The sequence below is a fragment of the Marinobacter sp. C1S70 genome (assembly GCF_000475355.1).
GTDB classification, from domain to species: domain Bacteria; phylum Pseudomonadota; class Gammaproteobacteria; order Pseudomonadales; family Oleiphilaceae; genus Marinobacter; species Marinobacter nauticus.
This window is the reverse complement of sequence record NZ_AXBW01000018.1, coordinates 92,814-117,642: the sequence shown is the minus strand read 5'-3', so window position 1 is coordinate 117,642 and position 24,829 is coordinate 92,814. Positions and strand designations below refer to the sequence as shown.

Genomic DNA, 24,829 nt, shown 5'->3' with positions numbered 1-24,829 from the left:
CAGGCCTCAGAAACTGACTTTCGGAGCCTGGCGGGCCTCTGGAGATTCGAGCTGCAGCTGGGCGGTTTCCTTGAACGCAAACAGGCCGGCCACGATATTGTTAGGGAACTTCTCGCGGAAGATGTTGTACGTCATCACGCCATCGTTATATGCCTGGCGCGCGAACGCTACGCGGTTCTCGGTGCTGGAGAGTTCTTCCATCAGTTGCTGGATGGTCTCGTTGGCTTTCAGCTCAGGGTAATTCTCGGCCACGGCGTAGAAGTTGGCGAGGGCTTTGGTCAGCAGGTTCTCGGCACTTCCAAGGCGTTGGATCTTGGTACTGTCGCCTGGGTCTCGGGCGGCATCTTTCTGAGCACTGACCGCGTTATTGCGCGCTTCCATCACCTGGGTGAGGGTGGACTTTTCATGGTCCAGATAGGCTTTGGCGGATTCCACCAGGTTCGGGATCAGATCGTGGCGGCGCTGCAGCTGGACATCAATCTGGGCAAAGCCATTCTTGAACTGGTTGCGCAAAGAGACGAGCTGGTTGTAGATAAACACCAGATAGAGGATGACAACGGCAATTACTACAAGACCGATGACAGTCGTTCCCATGACTACTCCTAAGGGCTAAAGGTTCAGGCGTTATTTTCCACGATCCGGGCGTGGAAAGTCTGTACGAAATTCTCAAAATCTCTGGGTAACAGGGGCTTGGAGAAGAAATACCCCTGAGCAAGCGCGCAGCCACGCTGGCTGAGGTAATACTCCTGCTCTGCTGTTTCCACACCTTCTGCGACGACGGTCAGATTCAGGCTCTTGCCAAGGTCGATGATGGTGTTGGCAATTCGGGTATCTTCCTCGTTGATCAGCAGGTCCCGAATGAACTGCTTGTCGATCTTCAGATGCTGTACCGGCATCTGCTTCAGATAGGTCAGCGATGAATAGCCCGTGCCGAAATCATCAACCGCAATACTGATGCCGGCCCGATGCAGCCGATGCAGCTTGGCGACCGCATCGGTGAGGTTGGTCATAAAACTGGTTTCGGTCACTTCCAGTTCCAGGCGTCCCGCCGGAATATTATGACGTTTCAGGGTGTTGAGAATATCGTCAACAATGGATTCCTGGCGTAGCTGAACGGCGGAAAGGTTCACGGCGATTCTGAGGTGAGTACCTTCGGATGCCCAGCGAGCGGCCTGCCAGCAAGCCTGATCCAGGACCCATTGACCAATCTCGACGATGGAACCATTCGCTTCCGCTACCGGAATGAAAAGGTCCGGGGGAATCATGCCGTGTTCAGGGTGTTCCCACCGCAGCAGTGCTTCTGCACCAATAACGCGCCGGGTCTCCAGATTGATCTGTGGCTGGTAGACCAGATGGAATTCGTGGTTTGCGAGGGCCTGGGCCAGGTCCTTTTCCATCTGTTTGCGTTCGCGAATTTCCTTGTCGATGCTGGCCACATAGAACTGGAAGTGGTTGTGCCCGGTCTGCTTCGCCAGTGCCATGGTTTGTTCGGCGCTCTGGAGCAAGCGATCGGCCTGGTCGGCATCTGACGGAAACAGGGAAATCCCCAGGGTGGCGGTCATGGAAATCCGGTGGTTGCCCGAATTGATGGGGGAGCCGATGGTAGCGAGTACCTTCTCGGCGGTTTCTGCTGCCTGGAAGCCATCGCGCAGGTGCTTTTCAACGATGACAAACTGGTCACTGCCCAGTCGGGCGACATTGAATCTGTCTGAGGAAAGATTGGCGGTCAGGCGACTGGCGACGGTTTGCAGGATGGTGTCCCCGGTGCGGAAACCGCACTGCTCATTGACGGATTTGAAGTCGTCAATACCGCAGACCATCAGAGCGATAGAGCTGTGGCCTTCCTGGGCTCGTTCAATAGCGCCTTGAAGATCTTCCATAAAGGCATCGCGACTGGGCAGGCCTGTCAGTGTGTCGTAACGGGCCAGTCGAGTGACCCGGTCCTCTGCTTCCCGATGTTTTTTCTGGGTATCTCCGATGGCTACGAGCAGATTGTTGGTGGCGTTAACCCAGAGGCCAAGCTCGTCGGCCCGGTGTCCTTCCGGGATCGAAACCAGGCGATCGTCCGGGTGTGCCGGGTCTACCTTTTTGACCGACTGCACAATGCGCAGCAGCGGGCGGGTCAGCAGCAAATGGAACACCACGAACAGTACGATGCCAAGAATGAGTGCCAGGGCAATGCCTGATGCAAACGTCACCAGTGCTCGGCCGAGCCAGGTTCGAGCATAGGGGGCGGTGTCGTAGTGAACCTCAAGATAGCCGTAGACAAGATCCGGATTGCTGCCTCGCGTGAGACTCTCGCGGTATTCGCGAACCTGGCCGAATATCGGATCAGTTAAAGGGCGAAACGGGGAGTCCTGCAGAGGCCGTAGCCGATCACCCAGTTCATCACCGTCGGGATGGGTGATTTTGGCCATGTGAATGGGTTCCAGGGCGAACAGTCCATCCACCACCTGTTGCGCGAGCGTGTCATCAATGCTGAAAACGGCCTGGGTGGCGGAGTCTTCCACCATGGCCAGGGTCTGGGCCGCATCACGCTCCAGTTCAGCGGACACCCTCTTTGCATCCAGCACCACCTGTACCGCGCTCATCAGAATACCGCTCAGCAACGCGACGAGCAGTACCCATCGGAGAATGCGGTATCCGAGGTGGTTCTCTACTTCAAAGGTTTTTTGCATCCGCTGTTCTTGGCTCATCTGTCTGATTGGTTCTGTCGGACTCTGCGACAGGATCTATCACGCGGCACATGACAGTATGGTTCAGATTCCTTTCAACTTCATGGAGTATGGACGATTTTTTCAGAGTTTCTTGTGGATGCGTGTGTCGATTTGTTTCGGTTTCGTCGCATTCAGATACAGAAACGCCCGCAGGGGTTCCCGTGCGGGCGTTTGGTCAACGGTGAGGCGGTTGCTACCTACCGTTGTTCCGACTGGATCAGGCCAGGTTTTCGTTCACGAAATCCCAGTTGACCAGGTTCCAGAACGCTTCCAGGTAATTCGGACGGCTGTTCCGGTAGTCGATGTAGTAGGCGTGTTCCCAGACATCAACGGTCAGAACCGGCTTGTCGGCGCCGGTCAGTGGGGTTTCGGCGTTGCTGGTGTTGGCGATGGCAACACTGCCGTCAGCTTTTTTCACCAGCCAGGTCCAGCCAGAACCAAAGTTGTTGGCGGCCTTGTCGTTGAATTCTTTCTTGAAGTCTTCGAAGGAGCCAAAGGCCTTCTCGATGGCTTCTTTGGCGGCGCCGGTGGGCTCACCACCACCGTTCGGGCTCAGGCAGTGCCAGTAGAAGGTGTGGTTCCATACCTGGGCTGCGTTGTTGAACAGCGGGCCGCTGGCGCTCTTGATGATGTCTTCCAGAGACTTGTTGGCATTCTCAGTACCTTCAACCAGACCGTTCAGCTTGGTTACGTAGGTGTTGTGATGTTTGCCGTAGTGGTACTCAAGGGTTTCCTGAGAGATATGCGGTTCCAGTGCGTTTTTTTCGTAAGGCAGTGCGGGAAGTTCAAATGCCATGAGGTCGTTCTCCCTGGTTCTCTCTGTTTATGTGAGTTGACACTCTCGCAATATAAGGGCGGTTTGAGTTAAATCAACCCTTTGTTGTGAGAGAGCTTTTAAACTCGGGGCTGCCGGGCAGAAACTGAGCGCAGTTCCGGACCCGCCAGACCAGCTCTTCATAACTGTCTGCCAGAATGTTCACATGCCCGAGCTTGCGCCCTGGGCGCTCCCCTTTATTGTAGAGGTGAAGATGAGCGTAGGGCAGTTCCAGCATCCGTTCAATGTCGCCGTGCTCGCCGATGATATTAATCATGCAGCTCAGGCCGCGTGCCTGAACATTGCCCAGAGCGTGTCCGCTGACCGCGCGAATGTGATTCTCGAACTGGCTGGTCATGGAACCCTCAATGGTCCAGTGCCCGGAATTGTGGACCCGTGGAGCCATCTCGTTTGCTACCAGGCCGTCCTCGGTCTCAAACAGTTCCAGAGTCAGTACGCCCACATAGTTCAATTCGTTCAATAGTGCCTTGATGTACTTTTCAGCATCTTGCTGGATGTGGGGTTGCAGTCCGGGTGCCGGGGCAATGGAGTAGCGCAGTATGCCCTCGTGGTGGCTGTTCTCGGCAATGGGGTAAAAGGCCACATCGCCATCCTCACCGCGAACAGCGATGATGGACACTTCGCGTTTGAAGTTAACGAACTTCTCCACGATTACCCTGGGGTGGCCGATGGCGGTCCAGGCTTCTTCTGCCTGTTCCGGATCTCTCAGGACGGCCTGGCCTTTGCCGTCGTAGCCCTCAGTGATGGATTTGGCTACCACCGGGCAGCCAAGTGCCTCGGCAGCGGCTTTCAGGGAAGCGGCGCTATCAGCGATTTTCCATTCCGGCATTGGAATGCCAAGCTGGCCGAACAGGGTTTTCTCTGCCTCCCGGTTCTGGCAAACCTGAAGTGCCCTGGGGCAGGGGTGAACCGGCTTGTGTTGGGCCAGCTTCTCCGCCACTTCAACAGGCAGGTGCTCGAATTCGTAGGTTACGCGGTCGACGCGGGAGAGGAAGTCGTCCAGGTAGCTGCCGTCGCGATCCACAATGACTTCCCCCAGACCAGCGCTGGGGCTGCCGGACATGTCGTAGAACACAAATTCCTTTGCGAGGGGGTATCCGGCAAGGGCCAGCATGCGCCCGAGTTGGCCGGCTCCGAGTACACCGATTCTCATCTGGTTCTCCTGCTCTTTATTTGGGGCGACGCCAGAGCGGGCCGGGGAGGGCTTTCCAAAACTGTTGAGGGCCATGGACGGCCCGAAACAAGCGCACAGCGAGGTGCTTGTAGCGTGTTTTGGAAAGCCCTCCCCGGCCCGCTCGCCTGGTCTCGGTAATAGGTTATTGATCCCTGGGGTCAGGGTTGTCCAGAATCGTCTGGGTCTGGTTTTTCCTGAAGTCTTCCACTGCCTGGCGAACCTTGTCGTCGAACGTGCCAACGATCTGTGCTGCCAGCAGGCCTGCGTTGGTGGCGCCGGCCTTGCCAATCGCCAATGTGCCAACAGCAATGCCGCCTGGCATCTGCACGATGGAAAGCAGCGAATCCAAGCCATTCAGTGCTTTTGATTGTACGGGCACGCCCAGCACCGGCAAAGACGTTTGTGAGGCAACCATGCCCGGCAGGTGCGCCGCGCCGCCGGCGCCACCGATGATGACCTTCAGTCCGCGATCGGCCGCGGTCTTGGCGTAATCAAAAAGCAGATCCGGTGTGCGATGGGCGGAGACAACCCGGGTTTCGTAGGGCACGCCGAGTTTGTCGAGCATATCGGCAGCGTGTTCCATGGTGGGCCAGTCAGATTTGGAGCCCATGATGAGTCCAACAAGCGGCTGCATAAGCAACAGTCCTGTGATAATTGGAAAGCCGGCCATTGTATGTTCTGGCCAGTTGCCGTGCAACACGGCAAGCCCGGGCGTCCGGGTGCCGGAGCGCTTTCTTTAAAAGCCTTCATTTTAACCTGTCCGTAACTGCAGGTATTATCGTCGGTTATACAATTAAACCATCCATTTCCAGGAGCTGTAATGGAACCCATCCGCCCGGACGAAGATGAGCTGAGAGCAGAACCCCCGATCGGCGCCGGGGAAGCGCGAACCCCTCGTGCCAGTAAAGAGCGTGAGGCCGGGCGTGGGGCTCCCAAAGCCAGGCCGCCAGGTGCAGCTGCGGGCTCTGGCGGAGGCGGTGGTCGTGGTGGACGAGTTCTTGTCTGGGGGGCGATTTTCGGGCTTGCGGTGGCTGCTGGCGCAGGGTGGTATAGCCAGAGTCAGCGCATCGCGGCGCTGGAGAGTCAACTGGAAGAGGCGGATTACTGGGCGCGGCAAAGTAAGCTGGCGCTGGCCCGTTTTGAGGGCGAGCTTTCGGAAACCGGGGAATCCTTGCAGGAGCGGGGTGCCTCTCTGGAGGAAAAGATAGCGGCCAATGCGGAAAAGGTTGAGACCGCCAACAGTGAAATCCGCAAGCTCTGGGTGGTTGCCAGTGAGCGCAACCGGAAACAGCTTGAGGAGCATGGTCAGCGGCTCTCGGTGCTGGATCAGAATCTGGCCGAGACCGGCAAATCGGTGTCAGATCTGGAAACCACGCTCGAGCAGGTTCGTACCACGTTTGCTGGAGATATCGCCCAACTGAGCCAGAAGCTGGAGACGTCTGTGGCTGCGCTGGAGCAGGCAAATAGTGAGGCGACGTCGCAACTGACCAGGCTGAGTCAGCAGATCGGTGATATCGATCAGGTGGTAGAGAGCCGTATCCGCCGGTTTGAGCAGGAGCAGAAACTGGGTATCGATGGTATTGAAAGCCGGCTGTCCTCCGTCGAGGCTCGAACGGACGGCCTCGCAGGAGCCGGTGATGTTCGGGCGCTGCGGAATCGACTGGCAGAACTGGCCCGGACCGTGGAATCCATCGATGCTTCCCGTGCCCAACTTACCTCACGCCTCGTGCGCCTGTCGGAGGAGGTCAATCAGCTCAGGGCGTCGAACTCAGGGCAGTAACGGTTGTCGGGGGTGAATGTAACGGTTTGTATTCATCCCTTGCGGTAGCTCTCATTTCTTGTGGTGGCCAGTTGTTATGATCGTCCCTACTCGATAAGGGATGAAGAGTGCATAACAATGAAAATCCGAGTGCCTTTCGTTAAAAGTGCCGCCGTTGTGGCGTGCTTTCTGGTGTTGTCTGGCTGCACCGTTTATCAGTCTATCGGCAAGAGTGTGGGTGGCTTTCTCCACCCGGTGTCGGGCCATGATTTCGTGCATATCGACACCGATCAGTGGGATCAGGGCAATGCCTTGTTGTATTTCTACCGTACCCACTCCCAATGGGCGGCGGATGAGATCGAGTCTCCCAGCGTCTATATTGACGACAAGCACTATTTCAACATTCGCAATAACAGCTTTACCTGGCTGGAAGTGAGCCCCGGTGAACGGCACATCGCCATGCGTCGGCCTTTGCTTGGGCTTGAAGGCCTGAACTCCTTCAGTTTGAGCCTGATTGCGGATGCCACTCTGAAGGTGGAGCCTGGCAAGATCTACTACCTGAGATACAACGAACTGGAGGAGCCCTCGCGTCCTCATCCGGACCTGGATCCGGAGCACCCGCTGGCCTCCGGCGAGCTGCAACTGGTTACCCGTGAATACGCCATGCAGTCGGACGAAATTGTGTCCACGCTGTTCCTGAACAGCGATCTACTGGCGCCGAACCATGCCGCAACGTCGATTGTCGAAGTTAACGAAGATACCGACTACGAGAAGCGGAAGCTGGCTCTTGAGCAGGAGCGCGAGCTGGAGATTGAGCGTCTGCAGCAGCAGGGTAAATATGAGGAGACCTCCTGGTTCTGGCCATTCGGGGGTGGGCCAACGGTACCGCTGGAAGCCGATCGCAAGCTGAAGGCGCTGGAGCAGGAGTATGCCCAACTGGAACTTGAGCGCGAGCGCAGGGAAGAGGCAGAATCGGGAGGCTGGTGGATCTTCTAGGCAATGTCTACACTGGGGATGGTGTAGTGAAGAGAGATAAAAAAAATGTCCTTCAAAGATACGTTCCGGCTGCGTATTGGCAGGCTGGCCGGGCAGGTTGGTCCGTTGCTTGAGGAATCCTGGCGGGAGGCTCGGCAACGCCTGGATGACCTTAACCAGGCGCTTGCCAGTCAGGCGGTGCCTGGCGAGCGCCGGGCGCGAGTGAGTGAGCTGGCTCTGAAGCGAAAGGGGCAGCAGGCAGGCCAGAAGTCTGCGGAAATACGGCACTTCCCTGAGCAGGGTAAAACAGTACAACGTTCTGATTTTGATCAATAAATGTTCGCCTGAGAGCGTCTCGGAAAAAAGTTCAGTATTTTTCGGAAAAACATTTGACACAGTGAGCGAAATGCTTAAAATGCGCGTCTCACTTGGTTGAGACAGCAACGCTGACTCAGCAGGCGCCAAGCGCAGCAAGTGACTGTTTTGAGCCTGAAGTAAAGTAAGGCAGCGAAAGTGGGTGGTTAGCTCAGCTGGGAGAGCATCGCCCTTACAAGGCGAGGGTCGCAGGTTCGATCCCTGCACCACCCACCACTTTCAAAACAGAGTTCAGATTCGGCAAAGCTGAATCGATGCGGAGCGGTAGTTCAGTTGGTTAGAATACCGGCCTGTCACGCCGGGGGTCGCGGGTTCGAGTCCCGTCCGCTCCGCCACCTTACCCTGGGTGGTTAGCTCAGCTGGGAGAGCATCGCCCTTACAAGGCGAGGGTCGCAGGTTCGATCCCTGCACCACCCACCAGATTCTAAAAAGCAGACCAATCTGGTCTGCTTTTTTTATTCCCTCAGAAAACGCCAAGCTCCTTTGGTGAGCCGCAAAAAGGCCGGGCAGGGTTACCCTGACCGGCCTCTTCCTGTAGTGCCTTTTCTGAATTACTTGCCGATCAGGGATTGGCCACATACCCGAACCACGTTCCCGTTCACGCCCGCAGACGCTGGGTTGCAGTACCAGGCGATAGCCTCGGCCACATCAACCGGTTGCCCGCCCTGAGACAGGCTGTTCATGCGTCGACCGGCCTCACGGATGGTAAACGGCATGGCGGCGGTCATCTGGGTCTCAATAAAGCCCGGGGCAATGGCATTGATGGTGATGCCGTTCTTCAGATGACGGGCCATGGCTTCGACATAGCCGATCACGCCGCTTTTGGCGCAGGAGTAGTTGGTCTGGCCGAAATTGCCTGCGATGCCGCTGATCGAAGAAATGCAGACGATGCGGCCGTTTTCCCGTATCAGTTTGCGCTCAGCCAGTTCCTCGTCAATCAGCTCTTCTGCGGTCAGGTTGACGGCAATGGTCATATCCCAGAAATGTTCGGGCATGTTGCCTAGGGTTTTGTCTCTGGTGATGCCGGCGTTGTGGATGACGAAGTCGACACCGCCGGTTTCCTTTTCGATAAAGTCTGCGATCAGCTTTGGCGCCTTTTCGTCGGTGATGTCGCAGGCGAGCGCCTTGCCTTTCAGAGCGCCGGTTACTTTCTGCAATTCCTCGAGTGCCGGCGGAATGTCGAGCCCGATGACGGTTGCCCCATCTCTGGCGAGGGTTGCAGCGATAGCGGCGCCAATGCCTCGGGACGCGCCGGTCACCAGGGCCACTTTGCCTGCCAATGGTGCGACCGGATTGGTGGCTTTGGCTTCGTCGGCTTTGCCGATGCGAACCACCTGCCCGGAGACGTAGGCTGAGCGTGGCGACAGGAAGAACCGAACCGAGGAATCCAGCTGGTTTTCAGCATTGGGTGCTATCCAGACCAGGTTCGCGGTAGCGCCCTTTTTGCCGATCTCTTTGCCAACGGCTCGTACGAAGCCTTCCAGTGCCTGTTGTGCAGCGGCCTGGGGCGCCTTGCGGCAAGTGTGCGGGTCCTGGCCAATCACCAGAACCCGGCCATTTGTCGCCAGTTTCCGGATAGTGGGGTGGAAAAAGTCATACAGGGCGCGCAATTCATCCGGTTTCTGCAGGCCGGACGCATCGAAAATCAGTGCCGAGAACTTGCCGGAGACCTCGCCGGTGATATCCAGTGCCTGAGCCTTGTTGCTTGTCTTGGCCGATTCGGCCAGGGTTTCCGGCCCGGTGGCGTGGTGCAGGGTGGCCGGGCTGGCGCCAACAATGCTGCCAAGGGTGGCGATGGCGCGGGCACCATTGCCGGCTCCAATGAGGACGTCGCCCTCAATAAAAGGCTGATCCACTCGCTTGAGGCGTTTCAGCGGGGCCGGTGACGGCAAGCCAAGAGACTGGGCGGCGGTTTTTCCCACCGGGGTATTCACGAGTTTGAGGTAGAGGTCAGACATGTTTTCTTCCTTGTGCATCTGGTTGATTGCAAATTAGCCTAAAGGGTAAGGAATCTTCCAGCTATTGTATTGACTGAACGCAGGTTGTGCGTTGTCAGAGTTGCCAATGAGAGACTGCCGTCAGGCGCTAGACTCATCAACAGTATCGGTGAACCGAAACAGAATCATCTGACTCACAAGGAAATACAGCGATGGCACAGGCAAAGAAAACCTCAGCACCCGTGAAAGGGGCAAGCCAGGGCATTCGACGGGTTGCCGTTATTGGCGGTAACCGTATTCCGTTTGCCCGCTCCAATACTGCCTACAGCAAGATCAGTAACCAGGAATTGTTGACTTCGGCGCTTCGTGGGCTGGTGGATCGCTTTAATCTGGACGGCATGAAAATGGGCGAAGTGGTCGCGGGCGCCGTGATCAAGCATTCCAGGGACTTCAACCTGACTCGTGAATCGGTTCTCAGCTGTGGTCTGGCACCTGAAACACCGGCCTACGATATCCAGCAAGCCTGCGGAACCGGCCTGGAAGCCGCGATTCTGGTGGCGAACAAAATCGCGTTGGGACAGATCGAGTGCGGCATTGCCGGCGGCACCGATACCACGTCTGATGCGCCGATCGGGGTGGGCGAAGGGCTCCGGGAAATCCTGCTGGACCTCAACCGTGCCAAGACCACCAAGGAGCGCCTGAAAATTCTTGGCCGTTTCCGGCCGAGCCATCTGGTGCCGGAGATTCCGGAGAACGGCGAGCCCCGTACAGGCATGTCCATGGGGGACCACTGCCAGGTGACTGCCAAAGAATGGAGTATCGCCCGTGAAGATCAGGATCGCCTGGCCTGGGAGAGTCATCAGAAGCTGGCAAAGGCCTACGAGGAGGGCTTTTTCGACGATCTGATGACTCCCATGGCCGGTCTCGATAAAGATAATATCCTGCGTCCGGACACCACGCTGGAAAAACTGGCCACCCTCAAGCCCTGTTTTGATCGGGAAAACGGCACCATGACTGCAGCCAACAGCACGGCGCTGACCGATGGCGCGTCGGCAGTGCTGTTGGCCAGCGAAGAGTGGGCAAAGGCCCATAACATGGATGTCAAAGCCTGGCTGACCTTCTCCGAAGTGGCTGCTGTGGATTTCGTCGACAAGAAAGAGGGCCTGCTGATGGCGCCAGCCTATGCCGTACCCCGGATGCTGGAAAGGGCCGGCCTGACCCTTCAGGATTTCGACTTCTATGAGATTCACGAGGCATTTGCGGCACAGGTTTTATCTACCCTGAAAGCCTGGGAAGATCCGGGATTCTGCAGGGAGCGCCTCGGGCTGGAAAAACCATTGGGCACCATTGATCGCGACAAGCTGAACGTGAAGGGTTCGAGTCTGGCCACGGGGCATCCGTTTGCCGCGACCGGAGGCCGTATTGTCGCCACGCTGGCCAAGCTGCTGGAGCAGAAAGGTAGTGGTCGTGGCCTGATCTCAATCTGCGCCGCTGGCGGCCAGGGCGTGACGGCAATTCTGGAGCGCTGATCCGGGCGGGATAGGTAATAACCGAAATGCGCTTTGACAGCTGGCGGCCAGAGCTATAGTATTCGCGCCACGTTGATCGGGCCTCTACCTGATTGATGAAAAGTTTGATGCGGGATGGAGCAGTCTGGTAGCTCGTCGGGCTCATAACCCGAAGGTCGTTGGTTCGAATCCAGCTCCCGCTACCAAAAAAGAAAAAGGCAGGTCAGTTACCTTCACTGATCTGCCTTTTTTGCTTTCTGGGCGGCAGATTATTCCCATGGCCATTATTGCCGGGTGATGCCCCTTTCTGACCAAGCAAAAGGAGCCCAAAGATGTCTTCCCGGCGACTTGGCGTTGTACGCCCCCTGCTGCAGATGGGGTTGATTCCCCAGATTACCATCGGAATCATTGCCGGCGTTTTGCTGGCCGTGATTTGGCCTGATACTGCCCAATCGGTTTCTCTGCTTGGCCAACTGTTTATATCCGCCCTGAAAGCGGTTGCGCCTATCCTGGTGTTTGCGCTGGTGACGGCAGCCATTGCCAATCACCAGCAGGGACAGCCAACCCACATTCGTGGGGTGTTGCTGCTCTATGTGATCGGTACGCTGGTGGCGGCTGTGGTAGCGGTGATCGCCAGCTTTGTCTTCCCCACGGAACTCACTCTGGAGCTTCCGGAAGTCAGCGGCAACCCGCCTGGCGGGGTCGTCGAGATCCTGCGCAATCTTCTGCTGAGCGCGGTGACGAATCCGGTCAGCGCCCTGATGGAGGGGAACTTCATTGCTATTCTGGCCTGGGCCGTTGGTCTGGGATTAATGCTGCGCCAGGGCCGTGACGCCACCCGGCAAGTGGTGAACGACCTGTCCGATGCAATTTCCGGCATTGTCCGGGCCGTTATCCGGTTTGCGCCCCTGGGAATCTTCGGGCTGGTTGCCAATACCCTGGCCGATGCCGGCATCGGCGCGCTGCTGGAATACGGCCGCCTTCTGGCGGTCATCGTTGGCTGTATGCTGTTTGTGGCTCTGGTGACCAATCCGTTGATTGTCTTCCTCCACACCCGCCAGAATCCTTACCCCCTGGTATTCGCCTGTTTAAGGGGCAGTGCCATCACCGCCTTTTTTACCCGCAGTTCCGCTGCCAATATCCCGGTTAACCTTAACCTGTGTGACCGGCTGGGGCTGGACCCGGATACTTACGCTATTTCCATCCCGCTTGGTGCCACTATCAATATGGCCGGTGCCGCCATCACCATCTCCGTGATTACCCTGGCGGCTGCGAATACCCTGGGTATTCCGGTGGATTTCCCGACCGCACTGCTGCTTTGTGTGGTTTCGTCTATTGCGGCCTGCGGGGTTTCCGGCGTGGCTGGGGGTTCACTGCTGCTTATTCCGCTGGCGACCAGTCTGTTTGGTATCTCCACGGAAGTGGCCATGCAGGTGGTTGCCATTGGTTTTGTCATCAGCGTGGTTCAGGATTCCACCGAAACCGCATTGAACTCATCAACCGATGTTCTGTTCACCGCGGCGGCCTGCCGTTCGGCAGAGGCTCGTGAAGCAGCATGACCATCGGGCGCAGAAATCTGGTGTTTATCGGCATGCCCGGCAGCGGCAAAAGCACCGTCGGGGTGCTGGTGGCGAAACGTCTGGGCCTGGGGTTTATCGATACCGATCTGCTGATACAGGAGCAGGCCGGGCGAACGCTGCAGGAGATCGTTGACCAGGACGGGTATCTGGCCCTGCGCCGGATTGAAGAGCAGGTACTGCTGGCTCTTGAGGTTGAAGGTCAGGTCATCAGCACCGGTGGTAGTGCGGTGTACAGTGAGGCCGCGATGACACACCTGAGGCAGAAGGGTACCGTGGTGTTTCTCGATATTTCTCTGGATGAGGTACGCAGACGTATCGGCAATTACAGTCTCCGCGGTATCTCCCGTCGGCCCGACCAGTCTCTGGAAGCGTTATTTGAAGAGCGTTTCGCCCTTTATACCCGCTACGCGGACCTGACCATCAAGGGCCAGGGGTTGAACCAGGAACAGGTCTGTCAGGCGGTCATCGATGGGTTGCCACAGTAACGAGCAATTCCTGTCAGGGCAGATTCTCGCGCCAGTGTTTGACCCGGACCTGGTCCTTGATGGCGTCGACCACCTCCAGTATCAGGTTGATTAGCGCTTCGTTTTCGGCCTCTTCCTGTTGTTGGCCAGGTTCGGGCAGCAACACGTTGACGATATCTTCAATAAACGCATGGTTAGAAGTGGAGGCCAGGTCTTCGAGAATCTGGTGAATCACATTGGCGACAATATCGCCCACCGCATTCTCCAGCGTATCCTGGATGGTTGGCCCCACCACTGGCAGGTAATTCAACCGGGATAGCTCCAGATTCTGCTTCAAGGCCTGGTCCACCCGGTTTTCCAGGTAGGCCCTCAATGCGCCGCGATTTGGTACGTAACCCTCCTTGGCTGCCACTGCCACCCGTTCTGATATCCAGTCTGACAGCATTTCCCGCCGCGGATAAAGAATATCCTGCTGGATACGCTCAAACAGAGGCGAGCCCCGCCGAACTTCTTCCTGAACACCGCTGAGTACTTTCAGGACAATCCGGTCAGAAAGCTCCTCCATGAAAGCTTCGTAGTAGAAATTAACGAACCGGAACAGCCGGGTGTTGGTGAAATCGATGATCTTGTACTGATGCAGCCGGTAGATAATAGAGATCACCCGAAGGATTCTCAGAAACCGGAGGCTGCCAACCGGAATGCAGCCCACCAGATCGTACCAGTGGATGAACGGATAGAAGTACCAGCGGTCGTAGACTTTTGCCCTGATTGAATAACCCCAGCGCAGTACAAATTCGCTCAGGAAAATGGCCACGAAGATCAGGTCGTAGAAGATGAAGCGTTCATGAATGGGGTGGTAGGCAGATTGCAGTGCCGGCGCGTAGTCTTTTAGGAGATTCTGCACAGCCACAAAGTTGTAGATGGAATCCCAGATGATGAACGAAAGGTTGATGATCAACAGGCCAAGCATCAGAAAGTCGATCAGGAACCAGATCAACTGATGACTGGATTTCAGGTTTTCGCGGTTTACATGAAGCATCCGTAGGACCTGTCTATGGCACTATAAGTATCTGACAGGTTAGCCTATTTCTGGAACAGGTACGAGGCTGACGGTAGCAACAGCAATGGCGTTATGCTGCTAATCTTAATACGGCGGGCATGGATAGCGCCCCGGTCTTGCGGGTAAACTCTCGCCCCTGTGACAGGGAACACTCACTTTATCTGGTCAGGGCAGCCATCCTTTGATGCGGTTATTCGGGACTCACATTCAAGCAGCGATCAGGCCGGTGATATGGTTGCTGTTATTGCAGGCGAGCTCGGGATTTGCCAACCAGGTCCGGGTAGAGGTTGAGGGGGATTACGACCAATTGCAGGAGAACGCGGAAATCCTGCTGGGTGAGGTACAGGACAGAACCGCTGACGGATTGCGGCTTTACGCCTCCAGCGCCGCCGCCCAGGTGGAAGAAGCGGTCCGGGCCCTCGGATACTACAATCCGACCATACGCTGGCAAGTGAATGAACAGGATGAAGCGCCAGCGGAGCTGGTGCTGACCATCGTTCCCGGCGAGCCCGTGCGCGTGCGATCCCGGCAGGTCGATATCCAGGGGCCCGGGGCCGACGATCCGGACCTGGTGCAAAGCCTCCCGGAGCGTCCCCGGGAAGGTGATATCCTGAATCATGGTGAATATGACGGTTTGCGGCAGGCGATCCAGAACCGGGCAGGGCGCCTGGGCTATTTTGATGGTGAGTATGAGACCCGAAAGCTGAAGGTTGACCCGGACGCCAACGCCGCCGATATCCTGCTTACCTATCGCACCGGTGAACGCTACCAGCTGGGTGAAGTCACCTTTCTGGAAGGCCATGGTTTTGATGAGCAGTTGCTGCGGCAATTTGTGACCACAGAGCCGGGCGAGCCGTTTCATGCAGACAAGGTGGCCCGGTTGAACCGGGATCTCTCCAACAGCGGCTATTTTTCTGGCGTCGACATTGATGCCTCTCCTTCCCAGGCAGAGGATCGTGTTATTCCAGTGACAATCGGTCTCACTCCAAGGCCTCCCAGATCGGTGTCTGCGGGCGTCGGGTTCTCGACCGATGTGGGGCCGCGTTTCCGCGGCAACTGGCGTGAGCACTATATTAACTCCATGGGGCACAAGAGAGGGGCAGACACCGAGCTATCTGAACTGCGTCAGAGTGTCAGTGGTTGGTACGAACTGCCTCTTGACCCGCCCATGACCGATTCCATCCGTCTGGGCACCGGGTATCAGCGGGAACATGTGGAAGACGTTGAGTCCGAACGCCTGACCTTCGGTCAGCAATGGAACCATCAACTGGACAACGGTTGGATGCAGGTGTTGTCGATGCGCTGGGAAGGCGAGCGCTTTCGCATTGGTGACGGTGAGCGAGGGACCTCCAGCCTGCTTCTGCCGGGTGTGAGCTATTCGAAGCTGCAGGCGGATTCGCCACTGGATCCGTCCCGGGGATTTCGTTTACAGCTGGATGTCACCGGGGCCCACCGGGCGGTGCTTTCAGATGCGGATATTCTGCATGTCAATCTGCTTGCCAAGGGTCTGTATACCCTGGCTGACAACCATCGTTTTCTTGCCCGGTTCAACTTTGGCGGTGTTGCCACCAACAATTTTTCCGATGTGCCGCCCTCTCTGCGGTTCTTTGCCGGCGGTGACCAGAGCGTACGAGGGTATGGTTATGAGACGCTTTCACCGGAGGACAGCGATGGTGTGGCCGTTGGCGGTCGATATCTCATTGTGGGGAGTGCTGAGTACCAGTATGAGTTTGCCAGGAACTGGCGTGTGGCCGCCTTTGTGGATGAGGGTAATGCCGTGAACGATGTCTTTGATCCGCTGGCGACCGGTGTTGGGGTGGGGATTCGTTGGGTCAGCCCCGTGGGGCCGCTTCGCCTGGATGTTGCCAGGGGTTTGAATGAGGAGCTTGGCGGTGGCTGGCGGATTCACTTTTCCATGGGGCCGGAACTGTGACCGAGGCGCAATCCAGAAATACACAGGCCCCGGATGCCGAACCGGATACCCGAAAATCCCGGCATTGGTGGTTCTGGCCGCTGGTGATTGTCCTGGTACTGCTGCTGGTGCCCCTGTTGCTGGTGGTTGCAGTTCTGCTGGCCCTGCGCAGTGAGACGGGAACCGCCTGGGTCATTGAACAGGTACCAGGCCTGCGGACGGAAGCTGCCGAGGGCTCGATGCTGGGGCAGTGGCGGGCCGATGGCCTGGTCTGGCAGGGCTATGGTGTTGGCGTTCAGGTGAGCGAACCGGAAATTGACTGGTCACCGTCGTGCCTTTTTGAGCTGACGGTATGTCTGGACACGCTCAAGGCGGCCAGTATCGCGGTTACTGTGCAAGAAACCCCCGGCCAGGCTGATCAGCCACGAGGTGATATCCGGTTGCCTTCCGTCAATCTGCCCCTGGGTGTGAATATCCGTGAAGTCCGGCTCGGGGCACTAACGGTAAATGACAACCTGGTCTGGAATCGGGTCGAGCTGGATTCCCGGGCGTCGGGTGCCACCCTGAACATTGACCACCTTCTGTATGAACGCGGTGATATTCTGGTGACCGCCGATGGCCGAGCCGAGATGCGTCGGGACTGGCCATTGAATCTTTCAGTCAACGTTACCTTGCCACCACCGAGCGGAGACGACTGGCAGATTGCCCTGGATCTGTCCGGCAGCGCCCGGGATCTTCGTGTGGCAGGCGCCAGCAGAGGCTACCTCGACGCCCGCCTTGAGGGGGAGATGGATCCGCTTGATGCCGATTTGCCGGCTACCCTGAAGCTTCAGTCGCCGGAATTTCGGCCGCACAGCGCCGTGCCCGAAACCCTGACGCTGGACCAATGGCGGCTGGAACTCGATGGTAGCCTGGCTCGGGGCTTCGATACCCGAACCCGGGCGATGCTCCCGGCGTCCACCGGGCCAGTGGAGGCGTCAGTTCAGGGCCTGGTGACCCTCCAAGGTGCTTCCGGCGTCGAGGTTACGATGATCGCGCGGGATCGGGAGGGCAATTCCGATGGCCGCTTCGGTGCGAACGGCAAGGTATCCTGGCGTGACGGTATTGATGCCAGCGCAGACATAACCCTGGAGGAGTTTCCCTGGTACGGCCTGATTCCGGGCCTGGAGCCGCCACCGGTTGTGCTGAAACGTCTGGATGGCCAGGTTCAGTATGGTAATGGTCGTTATCAGGCAGCGCTGGATGCTTCAGTGGCGGGGCCCCTGGGTGAAGCCGAACTGACATCCCGGCTGATAGGGGATCTGCAATCGGTGAGCCTTAGCCAGCTGGACATGACCACCGGTGCCGGCGCGCTTTCCGGACAGGCAGAACTGGTGTTTTCCGGGCCGCTGAGCTGGGAGGCGCAGTTTGAGCTCGATCGATTCAATCCGGGCTTTTGGGTGCCGCAACTGGAAGCGCGTTTGAATGGAACGGCGGCTACCCGAGGCCAGTTGCGGGAGGGGGCGCTGCCCGAATTATTCGCAGATCTGGATCTCAGCGGCCAATGGCGGCAGCAGCCGGCACAGGCAAAAGGAACCTTGTCCACCCAGGGGCGAGACTGGGTTGTGCAAAACTTCAACCTGTCCGTCGGGGATAACCGGCTTGAGGGCAGTGGACGGTATGGCGAATCTCTGGCGGGCGACCTGCGCTTTGATCTTGCCGCACCGCAACAACTGTTGGCTGGTCTGGGTGGGGAGGCTGCCGGACGGCTTCGGCTGGCTGGCTCGCCGGAAGCTCCGGAAGCTGAGCTCTCACTGACGGCGGGCAATCTGGCCTGGCAGGATCAATTCCTGGTTACCGAGGCGCAGCTTGAGGCGGGACTTGATAGTGACGGGGTGCTGGACCTTGATCTGTCGGGCACTGAGCTGCGTCTCGCTGGCCAGGAACTCGACAAGGTTGTAGCGTCCCTCAGCGGCACCCGGGAGCGCCACACCCTGGCTTTGCAAGTCGATCATCCTGAAGCTTCGGTTGAGCTGGAATTCGCGGGCGGGCTGGGAGAGAAACTACCGGATTGGCGCGGACAGCTGACCCGGGGTCGGATTTCCGTACCAGAGCCAGGGCAGATCTGGCAGCTGGATACGAGAGCGGATCTCACCTACGTGGCCGGGACTCTTGAACTTGGCAGTCACTGCTGGCGCTGGCAGCAAAGCTCGGTCTGTGCGGCTGACCAGAGACTGTGGCCAGACTCCCGCATTGCTTATGAAGTGCGAGGTTTCCCGGCCAGTGCTTTGGCACCGTTGTTTCCAGAGACTTTTCGGTGGCAATCGACTATAGACGCCGACATTGCCGTAGCACTCACGGATGCGGGTCCTGATGGCACTATCCGGATTGATGCTGGCGCCGGCGAGTTCGGGGTTCTGGTGCTGGACGACTGGCAGCCCATCACTCATGACCAGCTAGTGGTTGAGGCTAATCTTAAACCGGATGAGGCCAATGTCAGCCTGGATTTCAGCGGCCCGGAACTTGGCCAGTTTGACCTGGATCTTGCTGTGGATCCTCTGGCCAGTGACCGCACGGTTGATGGTGAATTCCGGCTCCAGGCCCTTAATCTTGCCTTCCTCTCGGCATTTACCGGTATTGAAGACATTCAGGGGCGGGTTAATGGCAGTGGTCGTTTGAACGGTCCCTTGATGAAGCCTGACGTCACCGGCGAGCTGGTGCTTAGTGAAGGGCGAGTGTTTGATCCTGGCCTTCCCCTGCCACTGGAGGAATTGCTTGTAGTGCTTGAGTTTAGGGGGCAGTCGGCCGATATCAGCGGGCGCTGGAAAAGCAATGATCGCAGTAAGGGCCAGGTCTCCGGGAGCTTGGAGTGGGCACAGTCGCCGCAAGTCGCGATCAACCTGAAAGGCGAACGGCTGCCGGTGACGCTGGAACCTTATGCCCGGTTGGAGGTGGCGCCGGATCTGGATATTGCCTTCAAATCTGGAGAGCTGTCGGTCTCCGGCCGCGTTGAGGTGCCCAGAGGCGAAATCGAAATCCAGAGCGTTCCCCCATCGGCGGTATCGGTTTCCGAGGATGAAGTCATCGTGGGTGTCGAACGGGAAGAACCTGCCATTCGGTCGATGCTGATGGATGTGACGGTGGTGGTCGGTGAGGATGAGGTGTCGTTTGCCGCGTTTGGTGTCACCGGCAACCTCGAAGGCACGTTGCGCATTGGCAACAACATGGATACGCGGGGTGCGCTGCAGTTAGTGAATGGTCGCTATGAAGCCTTTGGCCAGGAACTGGACCTGCGCCGGGCACGGATTCTCTTTGTAGGTGCGCTGACCCGACCCTATTTGGACATTGAGGCAGTCCGTGAAGTTGATACGGTGGTTGCCGGGATCCGGTTATCCGGCCCGGTGGATGAGCCGGAAACGGAAGTGTTCTCGGAACCGTCGATGCCGCAGAGTGATGCCTTGTCGTACGTTATTCTTGGCCGTCCGCCCCGGGGCCAGGGGGATGAGGGGCAGATGAGCCGGGCTGCGTTGTCACTGGGTCTTACCCAGGCCAGCAAGATCACACAAGGTATTGGAAACGAGCTGGGTATCCGTAACCTGACATTGGAGGCGGAGGGTTCAGGGGAGCAGGCCTCCGTGGTGGCGAGCGGCTATATCACAGACGAACTAAGCCTCCGTTATGGTGTTGGCATATTTGAACCCATTACCACGGTAGCCCTGCGCTACGATTTGGGCCGCTACTTCTATCTGGAGGCCGCCAGTGGTCTGGCGGCCTCACTGGATATTTTCTATACACGGAACTTCTGAGTGGCCAGGTCAGTCCAGCTCGAAGGTGGCGCTGACGGTGGCCTGGATTTCCCTGGGGCCCACGCTTGAAACGGCGTCACCGACCATTTTCGATTCCGCTTGCATCATCGGTACCGGACGATGGCCGCCATTCACATTCAGACTGACCACTTCGCCACAACGTTGCTCGAGTTGCTTGGCGACAAACTCGCAGCGGCTTCTGGCATCGGCGATGGCCCTTGCCAGAGCCTCGCGTTCCAGCCCCTGCTCGTCTGAGTGGAAAAACTGGTGGCTGCCAAGATGATATTGCAGCCCCAGCTTGTTGGCTTCACCAATCAACGGATTCAGCAGATCCAGATCGTTGATCGAGAAGCTGACGGTCTGGCTTGCCACCGATACTCGCTTCGGATCCTGGCCTTGTTCCCGTACAGGAAGCATGCGAGTGTAAACGCTGAGATCGGCATCAGAATAGTCGTCCAGCTCATTACGATAGGCCGCAATGGCCTGGCGCCACTCGTCCATGGTGTCGGACACCTGTTCAGAGGCCTTTGCGGCATCCGGGTGCTCGGCCGTGACCGAGAACTGTAGTCTGGCGCTGTCTGGTTCGTAACGAACAATACCTTCGCCACTCAGGCTCACTTCTCCGGCACTGGCTGCCGCGGGTATTACGGTGACGGCGGCGGCGAGCGCAAGTGGCAGTCGACGTTTGATCATGGTCATTCTCCTTATGAGTGGAACTCCTGGCCTTCCCGGTTATCCAGTCGTTCCAGTTTCCGGGCCCGGGCAGCGTGCACAAAGTGGCTGAAGATGCGACGGTGCCCGGTGTGGTAAAGCAGGTATTCGGGGTGCCATTGCACTCCCATCAACCATTGTCGGCCGGTGTTTTCGATGGCCTGCACAAACAGGTCGTTGTCCACGGCCGTCACTCTGAGATTCTGTCCAAGGCGCTTGATGGCCTGGCTGTGAATGCGGTTGGCGCCAATCACGTGGCTGTACATCAGGCCTCCCAGACGGCTGTCCCGGACCAGGCGAACCGTTTGGAGGGGTAATAACAAAGGTCGATGTCGGGTATGTACCCGCAACGGGGTAACGTTCTGGCACAGGGACCCGCCGTGAAAGACGTTGATAAACTGTGCACCGCGGCAGATACCCAGCACCGGAATGTTAATCGCCTCCGCCTGGCGGAGAAGCTCGGTGTCGGTAGCATCCCGTTTCAGGTCATACCTGGCCGTCACCTGGGGTTGTTGACCATAGCGGCCCGGATGCACGTGGGTGCCGCCCGAGAGTACCAGCCCGTCCAGTAGTTCGACGTTGGTACGGTCGCCCGGGCGGATGTAGTGTGTTCTGGCGCCATGCAGGCGCAGGCCCAGGCTGATCAGCCGATGGGCCATACTTCGCCGGGCCGGGCCACTGATGCCGATGGTGAGGCCGGGGATGTCCGTTTCGCTTTCCCAGTCAGACATAACCGTGCTGATGCAGCCATTCATCGGTGGTCTCACGCCAGGAGCGGGTGAGATTGCGGAAGCTGAACTTCCGGGAGTCGTGGAATTCGCCCCGCAGGGCATCAAGATCCTGACGGTTGTTGGCAAGCTGCTCCAGCACTACCCAATCGTTCCAGACTGTGGAGAAGTGCCAATTGGGATTGTCGATATCACAATCCGGCAGCCGGTAGTGCAGAGTAGGACGACTTTTGATCCTGGGGTCCTGAACGTATTCGGACAACAGCGATTCGTTCAGATGAGCGAACAGTGGCAGAAGATCCAATGCCTTGTTCCGGGTAGGGTTGTAGTGCAGATAGTCCCTCATCAGTGTGTCCAGGTCAGGACGGTAATCGTCCGCCATCAGCTTGTCTGTGTAGCGGCTGCTCCAGGGCTCGATGTAGGTGGTGAACTTCCGGCTGATATCCAGCTGATGCCGGGACTTGAGCCAGTCATACAGCAGTGCGAACGCCTGCAGGTAACGTACCAGGGTCTCTGGTTCAAGATCGGGCAGTTCCGGGTTAAGTTGAAGCCCGAACGCAAAATAGATGGCCTCCCGGCTGCCTTCAGCACCCAGGTCTCGCAGTTCGTCTACCAGATTTTCGATCATGCCCAGAGCCGACATTGCGAGCGGTGGCCCCACAATCTCTAACGGCACAATCTTCTCGGCGGCAAAATCAATGACGTCCATGGCGTGGTTGCCGAGTTCCCGAATGGATTCCGGGAGCCGCTCGTCGGCAAGATCCAGGTCTTTGATAGGATCAGAGTCCAGCTCAATGGTGAATGCTCCGGCGTCCGTATCCAGTCGGGTGACATAACGGGATGTCAGCTCCGGCTCGCCCCCAAGCAATCGGGCGGCATGCTGGACCAGGGCCTCGTAGGTCAGGCCGGACAGTTCAATCTCAACCCCGACTTTTCGTTCCTGGCCGTCCCGGTTTGTCGTTTGTTCCGGCATCTTGCAGCGGTCGTGTGCGGTCATGGTTGTGTGTGGCTTCCCTGTGTCTGGTTTGCGTCACCATAACATACAGGCTGTTGGTCGCCCGTTACAGGAAGGAAACGAAACGTAGAGGGCTTTACACTGGATAAAACACTGTATATAGTCAGTTCACTGTATAAAAAAACAGGATCGAAATTCCGGAGCCCGACTGATGAAACTGACCGCAAGACAATCCCAGGTGCTGGACATTATCCGACGTTACGTGGATGAAACCGGCTACCCGCCCACCAGGGCTGAAATTGCCGCAGAGCTGGGATTCCGTTCCGCCAACGCGGCGGAAGAACATCTGAGGGCTCTGGCAAGGAAGGGCGCCATAGAGATGGTCCCGGGGGCCAGCCGGGGCATTCGCTTGCCGGAGGCCGAAGAGGATCTGGGCCTCCCTGTCATCGGGCAGGTTGCCGCCGGCAGCCCGATTCTGGCGCAGGAACATATTGAAGATCACTGCACGCTGCAGCCGGGCTTCTTCTCTCCTTCAGCAGATTACCTTTTGCGGGTACGGGGGATGAGCATGAAAGACATCGGGATTCTGGATGGTGACTTACTGGCGGTGCACAGTACCCAGGATGTCCATAACGGTCAGATTGTTGTCGCTCGTGTCGGAGAGGAGGTCACCGTCAAGCGTTTCCGCAGGGAAGGCAACAAGGTCTGGCTGATTGCAGAGAATGAGGAGTTTGCTCCGATTGAAGTCGATCTCGCGGAGCAGGAATTGTTTATTGAAGGTCTCGGCGTAGGCGTTATCCGCCGCTCCGATCTTCACTGAATACCGTATTCGGCAGCGCATGGCGCAGGTAGGTGAGTAATGGAACAGTTGAGCTTCACTCAGAACATGGCATTTCAGCCGGCAGCTGTTGTTGCGGCTGGCGCGGTTTCCTCTGGCCAAAGGGCACCGGCGGCCAGGGCAGCAGCGTCCGGTTCGGAGCGACGTTCAGCGTCTGGCTTCGGTGGCAATGTTACCGAGATTATTCTTCCGGAGGAGCAGGTGGAGAATTTCCAGTTGCTGCTGCCAATGCTCACACAACTCAACCAGGAGAAACGTTGGCTGGCGTGGATTGATCCTCCCCAGTCCCTGGTGGCCAAGTGGCAGAAAATGCACGGCATTGTGGCCAGTGAGATTCTTGTGTTGCGGTCAACGGCAGAATTCCCGGCACAAGAGTTGGCTGAGCGAGCGCTGGGCGCAGGCACCTGCCATGCCGTTGTGCTCTGGACTCACAAGCTGGGCCGTGCAGCGCTGGAAACCTTGCAAAAGGCATCTGCCAAGGGTAATAGCCACGGTGTGGTGTTGCGCCAGAGATAACGGGTGCTCAATGCAAGGTGTAGTGGGGCTGATTGTCGGCGAACTCGCCTTCGTCCTCTTCCCAGTCAATGTCGTGGCTGATGTTGCCAGCGGCCTCGATGCCAGCGGCAATCATCGCCTTGGCGACGTTCATGTCCCGGTCTTCCAGCATTTCTCTGGCCTCGTCAGAGAATGAGATGCGCACAAGTGGAGCTGCGTCGTCATCAATCCGGCGAAGCGCGTAGTCGCCGTCGGCGAGTTGTACAATTTCAAAAAACGAAGGTGACATTCATTCAACCTATATCTGCTGTCAGCGTATGTTAATGGATTGGCTCCGGCAGGCGGATTACCACTCGCTGTGTTGCTCGTCTATCTCTCTGGTCAATACGGTCATGGCAGCCAGTATCTTGTTCAGAGCCTGAATGGACCGATCTGGCCCCTGATCCGCCGAAACCGCAATGATGTTTTCTTCCGTCACGGTTTTCCGTGTCTTGGGCGGTTCTCCAGCGGCAGCCTCCAACTGATTCAGCTGTTGCCACCAGCTGCCTGGTGTTTCAGCCAGTTCCTTCAACATCCCGCCTTCCGCAATCGCATAGGGAAACAGCGCCTCCAGCTCGTCAATGGAGGCCGGTCTGTCGACCTTGTTCTGGTGACATCGGGCAATCATTACCAGCAGGAGTCCGCGAGCCCGCAGCAACAACTCAATGGCACCTTGCAGTTGGGCTTCTCGTTCTGGCGCAGTCGCCGCTTCGTCTTGTTCAACCCGGACTAGTAACGTTTTGGCCAGAAACAGCTTTTGCGAAACCAGGGTGTGCCATTGTGATGCCATGAGGAAACCTGCGAACGAAAAACCAGAGAAACAGGGCCGGTAAAACTTTGGGAGTTTATCATTTTTGGCTGTTTATTTCTCGCTCTATCCGCTTTGTGGAAATGCTCTTGTCACAAGAAACTACAAACAACCACTTGAAACGGGCGTTTGAAACTGGCACAAAGAGCGTCAAATTGGGTGAGTATTGACCAC

At 57.5% G+C, this 24,829-nt stretch carries 22 protein-coding genes and 4 tRNA genes; 14 read left to right on the top strand and 12 right to left on the bottom strand.

The window, feature by feature from the left end; genetic code table 11:
* Positions 1 to 6: 6 nt before the first annotated feature.
* The 5 genes from Q669_RS06360 to purE all read right to left on the bottom strand — a co-directional run bounded on the left by Q669_RS06360 (position 7) and on the right by purE (position 5,360).
* Complete coding sequence (locus Q669_RS06360; RefSeq protein WP_022991647.1) at positions 7 to 594, bottom strand: LemA family protein; 588 nt, start codon at positions 592 to 594, stop codon at positions 7 to 9.
* A gap of 23 nt (positions 595 to 617) precedes the next feature.
* Complete coding sequence (locus Q669_RS06355) at positions 618 to 2,678, bottom strand: putative bifunctional diguanylate cyclase/phosphodiesterase (protein WP_022991646.1); 2,061 nt, start codon at positions 2,676 to 2,678, stop codon at positions 618 to 620.
* Between the two features lie 256 nt (positions 2,679 to 2,934).
* Complete coding sequence (gene sodB / locus Q669_RS06350; protein WP_011785497.1) at positions 2,935 to 3,513, bottom strand: superoxide dismutase [Fe]; 579 nt, start codon at positions 3,511 to 3,513, stop codon at positions 2,935 to 2,937.
* Between the two features lie 73 nt (positions 3,514 to 3,586).
* On the bottom strand, positions 3,587 to 4,705 hold the full coding sequence (locus tag Q669_RS06345) for a 5-(carboxyamino)imidazole ribonucleotide synthase (RefSeq protein WP_022991645.1): 1,119 nt from the start codon (positions 4,703 to 4,705) through the stop codon (positions 3,587 to 3,589).
* A 163-nt stretch (positions 4,706 to 4,868) separates the two neighbouring features.
* Positions 4,869 to 5,360, bottom strand: a complete 492-nt coding sequence (purE, locus tag Q669_RS06340; RefSeq protein ID WP_011785495.1) for a 5-(carboxyamino)imidazole ribonucleotide mutase — start codon at positions 5,358 to 5,360, stop codon at positions 4,869 to 4,871.
* Positions 5,361 to 5,546: 186 nt separating this feature from the next.
* Here purE and Q669_RS06335 point away from each other — a divergent pair, with 186 nt between their 5' ends.
* The 6 genes from Q669_RS06335 to Q669_RS06310 all read left to right on the top strand — a co-directional run bounded on the left by Q669_RS06335 (position 5,547) and on the right by Q669_RS06310 (position 8,255).
* Positions 5,547 to 6,506: a hypothetical protein gene (locus Q669_RS06335; protein ID WP_022991643.1), complete on the top strand. Its 960-nt coding sequence runs from the start codon at positions 5,547 to 5,549 to the stop codon at positions 6,504 to 6,506.
* 117 nt (positions 6,507 to 6,623) lie between these two features.
* Complete coding sequence (locus tag Q669_RS06330) at positions 6,624 to 7,481, top strand: DUF2846 domain-containing protein (RefSeq protein WP_022991642.1); 858 nt, start codon at positions 6,624 to 6,626, stop codon at positions 7,479 to 7,481.
* 45 nt (positions 7,482 to 7,526) lie between these two features.
* Complete coding sequence (locus Q669_RS06325) at positions 7,527 to 7,796, top strand: hypothetical protein (protein ID WP_022991641.1); 270 nt, start codon at positions 7,527 to 7,529, stop codon at positions 7,794 to 7,796.
* Positions 7,797 to 7,975: 179 nt separating this feature from the next.
* Positions 7,976 to 8,051 (top strand) — tRNA-Val (locus tag Q669_RS06320).
* Between the two features lie 42 nt (positions 8,052 to 8,093).
* A tRNA-Asp gene (locus Q669_RS06315) sits at positions 8,094 to 8,170 on the top strand.
* Between the two features lie 9 nt (positions 8,171 to 8,179).
* A tRNA-Val gene (locus Q669_RS06310) sits at positions 8,180 to 8,255 on the top strand.
* 131 nt (positions 8,256 to 8,386) lie between these two features.
* On the opposite strand, the gene Q669_RS06305 is transcribed toward Q669_RS06310, so the two are convergent.
* Complete coding sequence (locus tag Q669_RS06305) at positions 8,387 to 9,793, bottom strand: 3-oxoacyl-ACP reductase (protein ID WP_022991640.1); 1,407 nt, start codon at positions 9,791 to 9,793, stop codon at positions 8,387 to 8,389.
* Between the two features lie 191 nt (positions 9,794 to 9,984).
* Here Q669_RS06305 and Q669_RS06300 point away from each other — a divergent pair, with 191 nt between their 5' ends.
* The 4 genes from Q669_RS06300 to Q669_RS06285 all read left to right on the top strand — a co-directional run bounded on the left by Q669_RS06300 (position 9,985) and on the right by Q669_RS06285 (position 13,345).
* Positions 9,985 to 11,301, top strand: coding sequence for an acetyl-CoA C-acetyltransferase (locus tag Q669_RS06300; RefSeq protein ID WP_022991639.1), 1,317 nt, complete (start codon positions 9,985 to 9,987; stop codon positions 11,299 to 11,301).
* A gap of 108 nt (positions 11,302 to 11,409) precedes the next feature.
* Positions 11,410 to 11,486 (top strand) — tRNA-Met (locus Q669_RS06295).
* Between the two features lie 126 nt (positions 11,487 to 11,612).
* Positions 11,613 to 12,839 (top strand): serine/threonine transporter SstT, encoded by a 1,227-nt coding sequence (gene sstT, locus Q669_RS06290; protein ID WP_014421019.1) that lies wholly within the window; start codon positions 11,613 to 11,615, stop codon positions 12,837 to 12,839.
* Positions 12,836 to 13,345 carry a shikimate kinase gene (locus tag Q669_RS06285; RefSeq protein WP_022991638.1) on the top strand — a complete coding sequence of 170 codons (510 nt, stop codon included), beginning with the start codon at positions 12,836 to 12,838 and terminating at the stop codon, positions 13,343 to 13,345. Before sstT ends, Q669_RS06285 begins: the two co-directional genes overlap by 4 nt.
* Before the next feature lie 13 nt (positions 13,346 to 13,358).
* On the opposite strand, the gene Q669_RS06280 is transcribed toward Q669_RS06285, so the two are convergent.
* Positions 13,359 to 14,363 (bottom strand): hypothetical protein, encoded by a 1,005-nt coding sequence (locus Q669_RS06280; RefSeq protein ID WP_022991637.1) that lies wholly within the window; start codon positions 14,361 to 14,363, stop codon positions 13,359 to 13,361.
* A gap of 205 nt (positions 14,364 to 14,568) precedes the next feature.
* On the opposite strand from Q669_RS06280, the gene Q669_RS06275 reads away from it, so the two are divergent.
* Together Q669_RS06275 and Q669_RS06270 are read left to right on the top strand one after the other, a co-directional pair.
* Positions 14,569 to 16,317: an autotransporter assembly complex protein TamA gene (locus Q669_RS06275; RefSeq protein ID WP_200861790.1), complete on the top strand. Its 1,749-nt coding sequence runs from the start codon at positions 14,569 to 14,571 to the stop codon at positions 16,315 to 16,317.
* Complete coding sequence (locus Q669_RS06270; protein ID WP_022991635.1) at positions 16,314 to 20,081, top strand: translocation/assembly module TamB domain-containing protein; 3,768 nt, start codon at positions 16,314 to 16,316, stop codon at positions 20,079 to 20,081. Before Q669_RS06275 ends, Q669_RS06270 begins: the two co-directional genes overlap by 4 nt.
* Before the next feature lie 9 nt (positions 20,082 to 20,090).
* On the opposite strand, the gene Q669_RS06265 is transcribed toward Q669_RS06270, so the two are convergent.
* From Q669_RS06265 to Q669_RS06255, 3 genes are read right to left on the bottom strand one after another with little or no spacing between them, the layout of a single operon-like run.
* On the bottom strand, positions 20,091 to 20,774 hold the full coding sequence (locus Q669_RS06265; RefSeq protein WP_023009851.1) for an SIMPL domain-containing protein: 684 nt from the start codon (positions 20,772 to 20,774) through the stop codon (positions 20,091 to 20,093).
* Between the two features lie 11 nt (positions 20,775 to 20,785).
* A complete protein-coding gene (locus Q669_RS06260) occupies positions 20,786 to 21,523 on the bottom strand; it encodes a gamma-glutamyl-gamma-aminobutyrate hydrolase family protein (protein WP_031210454.1) in 738 nt (245 codons plus the stop codon).
* Positions 21,516 to 22,517, bottom strand: coding sequence for an amidoligase family protein (locus Q669_RS06255; RefSeq protein ID WP_022991632.1), 1,002 nt, complete (start codon positions 22,515 to 22,517; stop codon positions 21,516 to 21,518). Before Q669_RS06255 ends, Q669_RS06260 begins: the two co-directional genes overlap by 8 nt.
* A 166-nt stretch (positions 22,518 to 22,683) precedes the next feature.
* Here Q669_RS06255 and lexA point away from each other — a divergent pair, with 166 nt between their 5' ends.
* Complete coding sequence (gene lexA / locus Q669_RS06250) at positions 22,684 to 23,295, top strand: transcriptional repressor LexA (RefSeq protein ID WP_031210455.1); 612 nt, start codon at positions 22,684 to 22,686, stop codon at positions 23,293 to 23,295.
* A 39-nt stretch (positions 23,296 to 23,334) separates the two neighbouring features.
* Positions 23,335 to 23,829, top strand: a complete 495-nt coding sequence (locus Q669_RS06245; protein ID WP_014421027.1) for a cell division inhibitor SulA — start codon at positions 23,335 to 23,337, stop codon at positions 23,827 to 23,829.
* A 7-nt stretch (positions 23,830 to 23,836) separates the two neighbouring features.
* Here the strand turns inward: Q669_RS06245 and Q669_RS06240 are convergent, their stop codons facing one another.
* Complete coding sequence (locus Q669_RS06240) at positions 23,837 to 24,097, bottom strand: hypothetical protein (RefSeq protein WP_011785479.1); 261 nt, start codon at positions 24,095 to 24,097, stop codon at positions 23,837 to 23,839.
* Between the two features lie 57 nt (positions 24,098 to 24,154).
* On the bottom strand, positions 24,155 to 24,637 hold the full coding sequence (locus Q669_RS06235; RefSeq protein ID WP_022991631.1) for a DUF6586 family protein: 483 nt from the start codon (positions 24,635 to 24,637) through the stop codon (positions 24,155 to 24,157).
* Positions 24,638 to 24,829 lie beyond the last annotated feature (192 nt).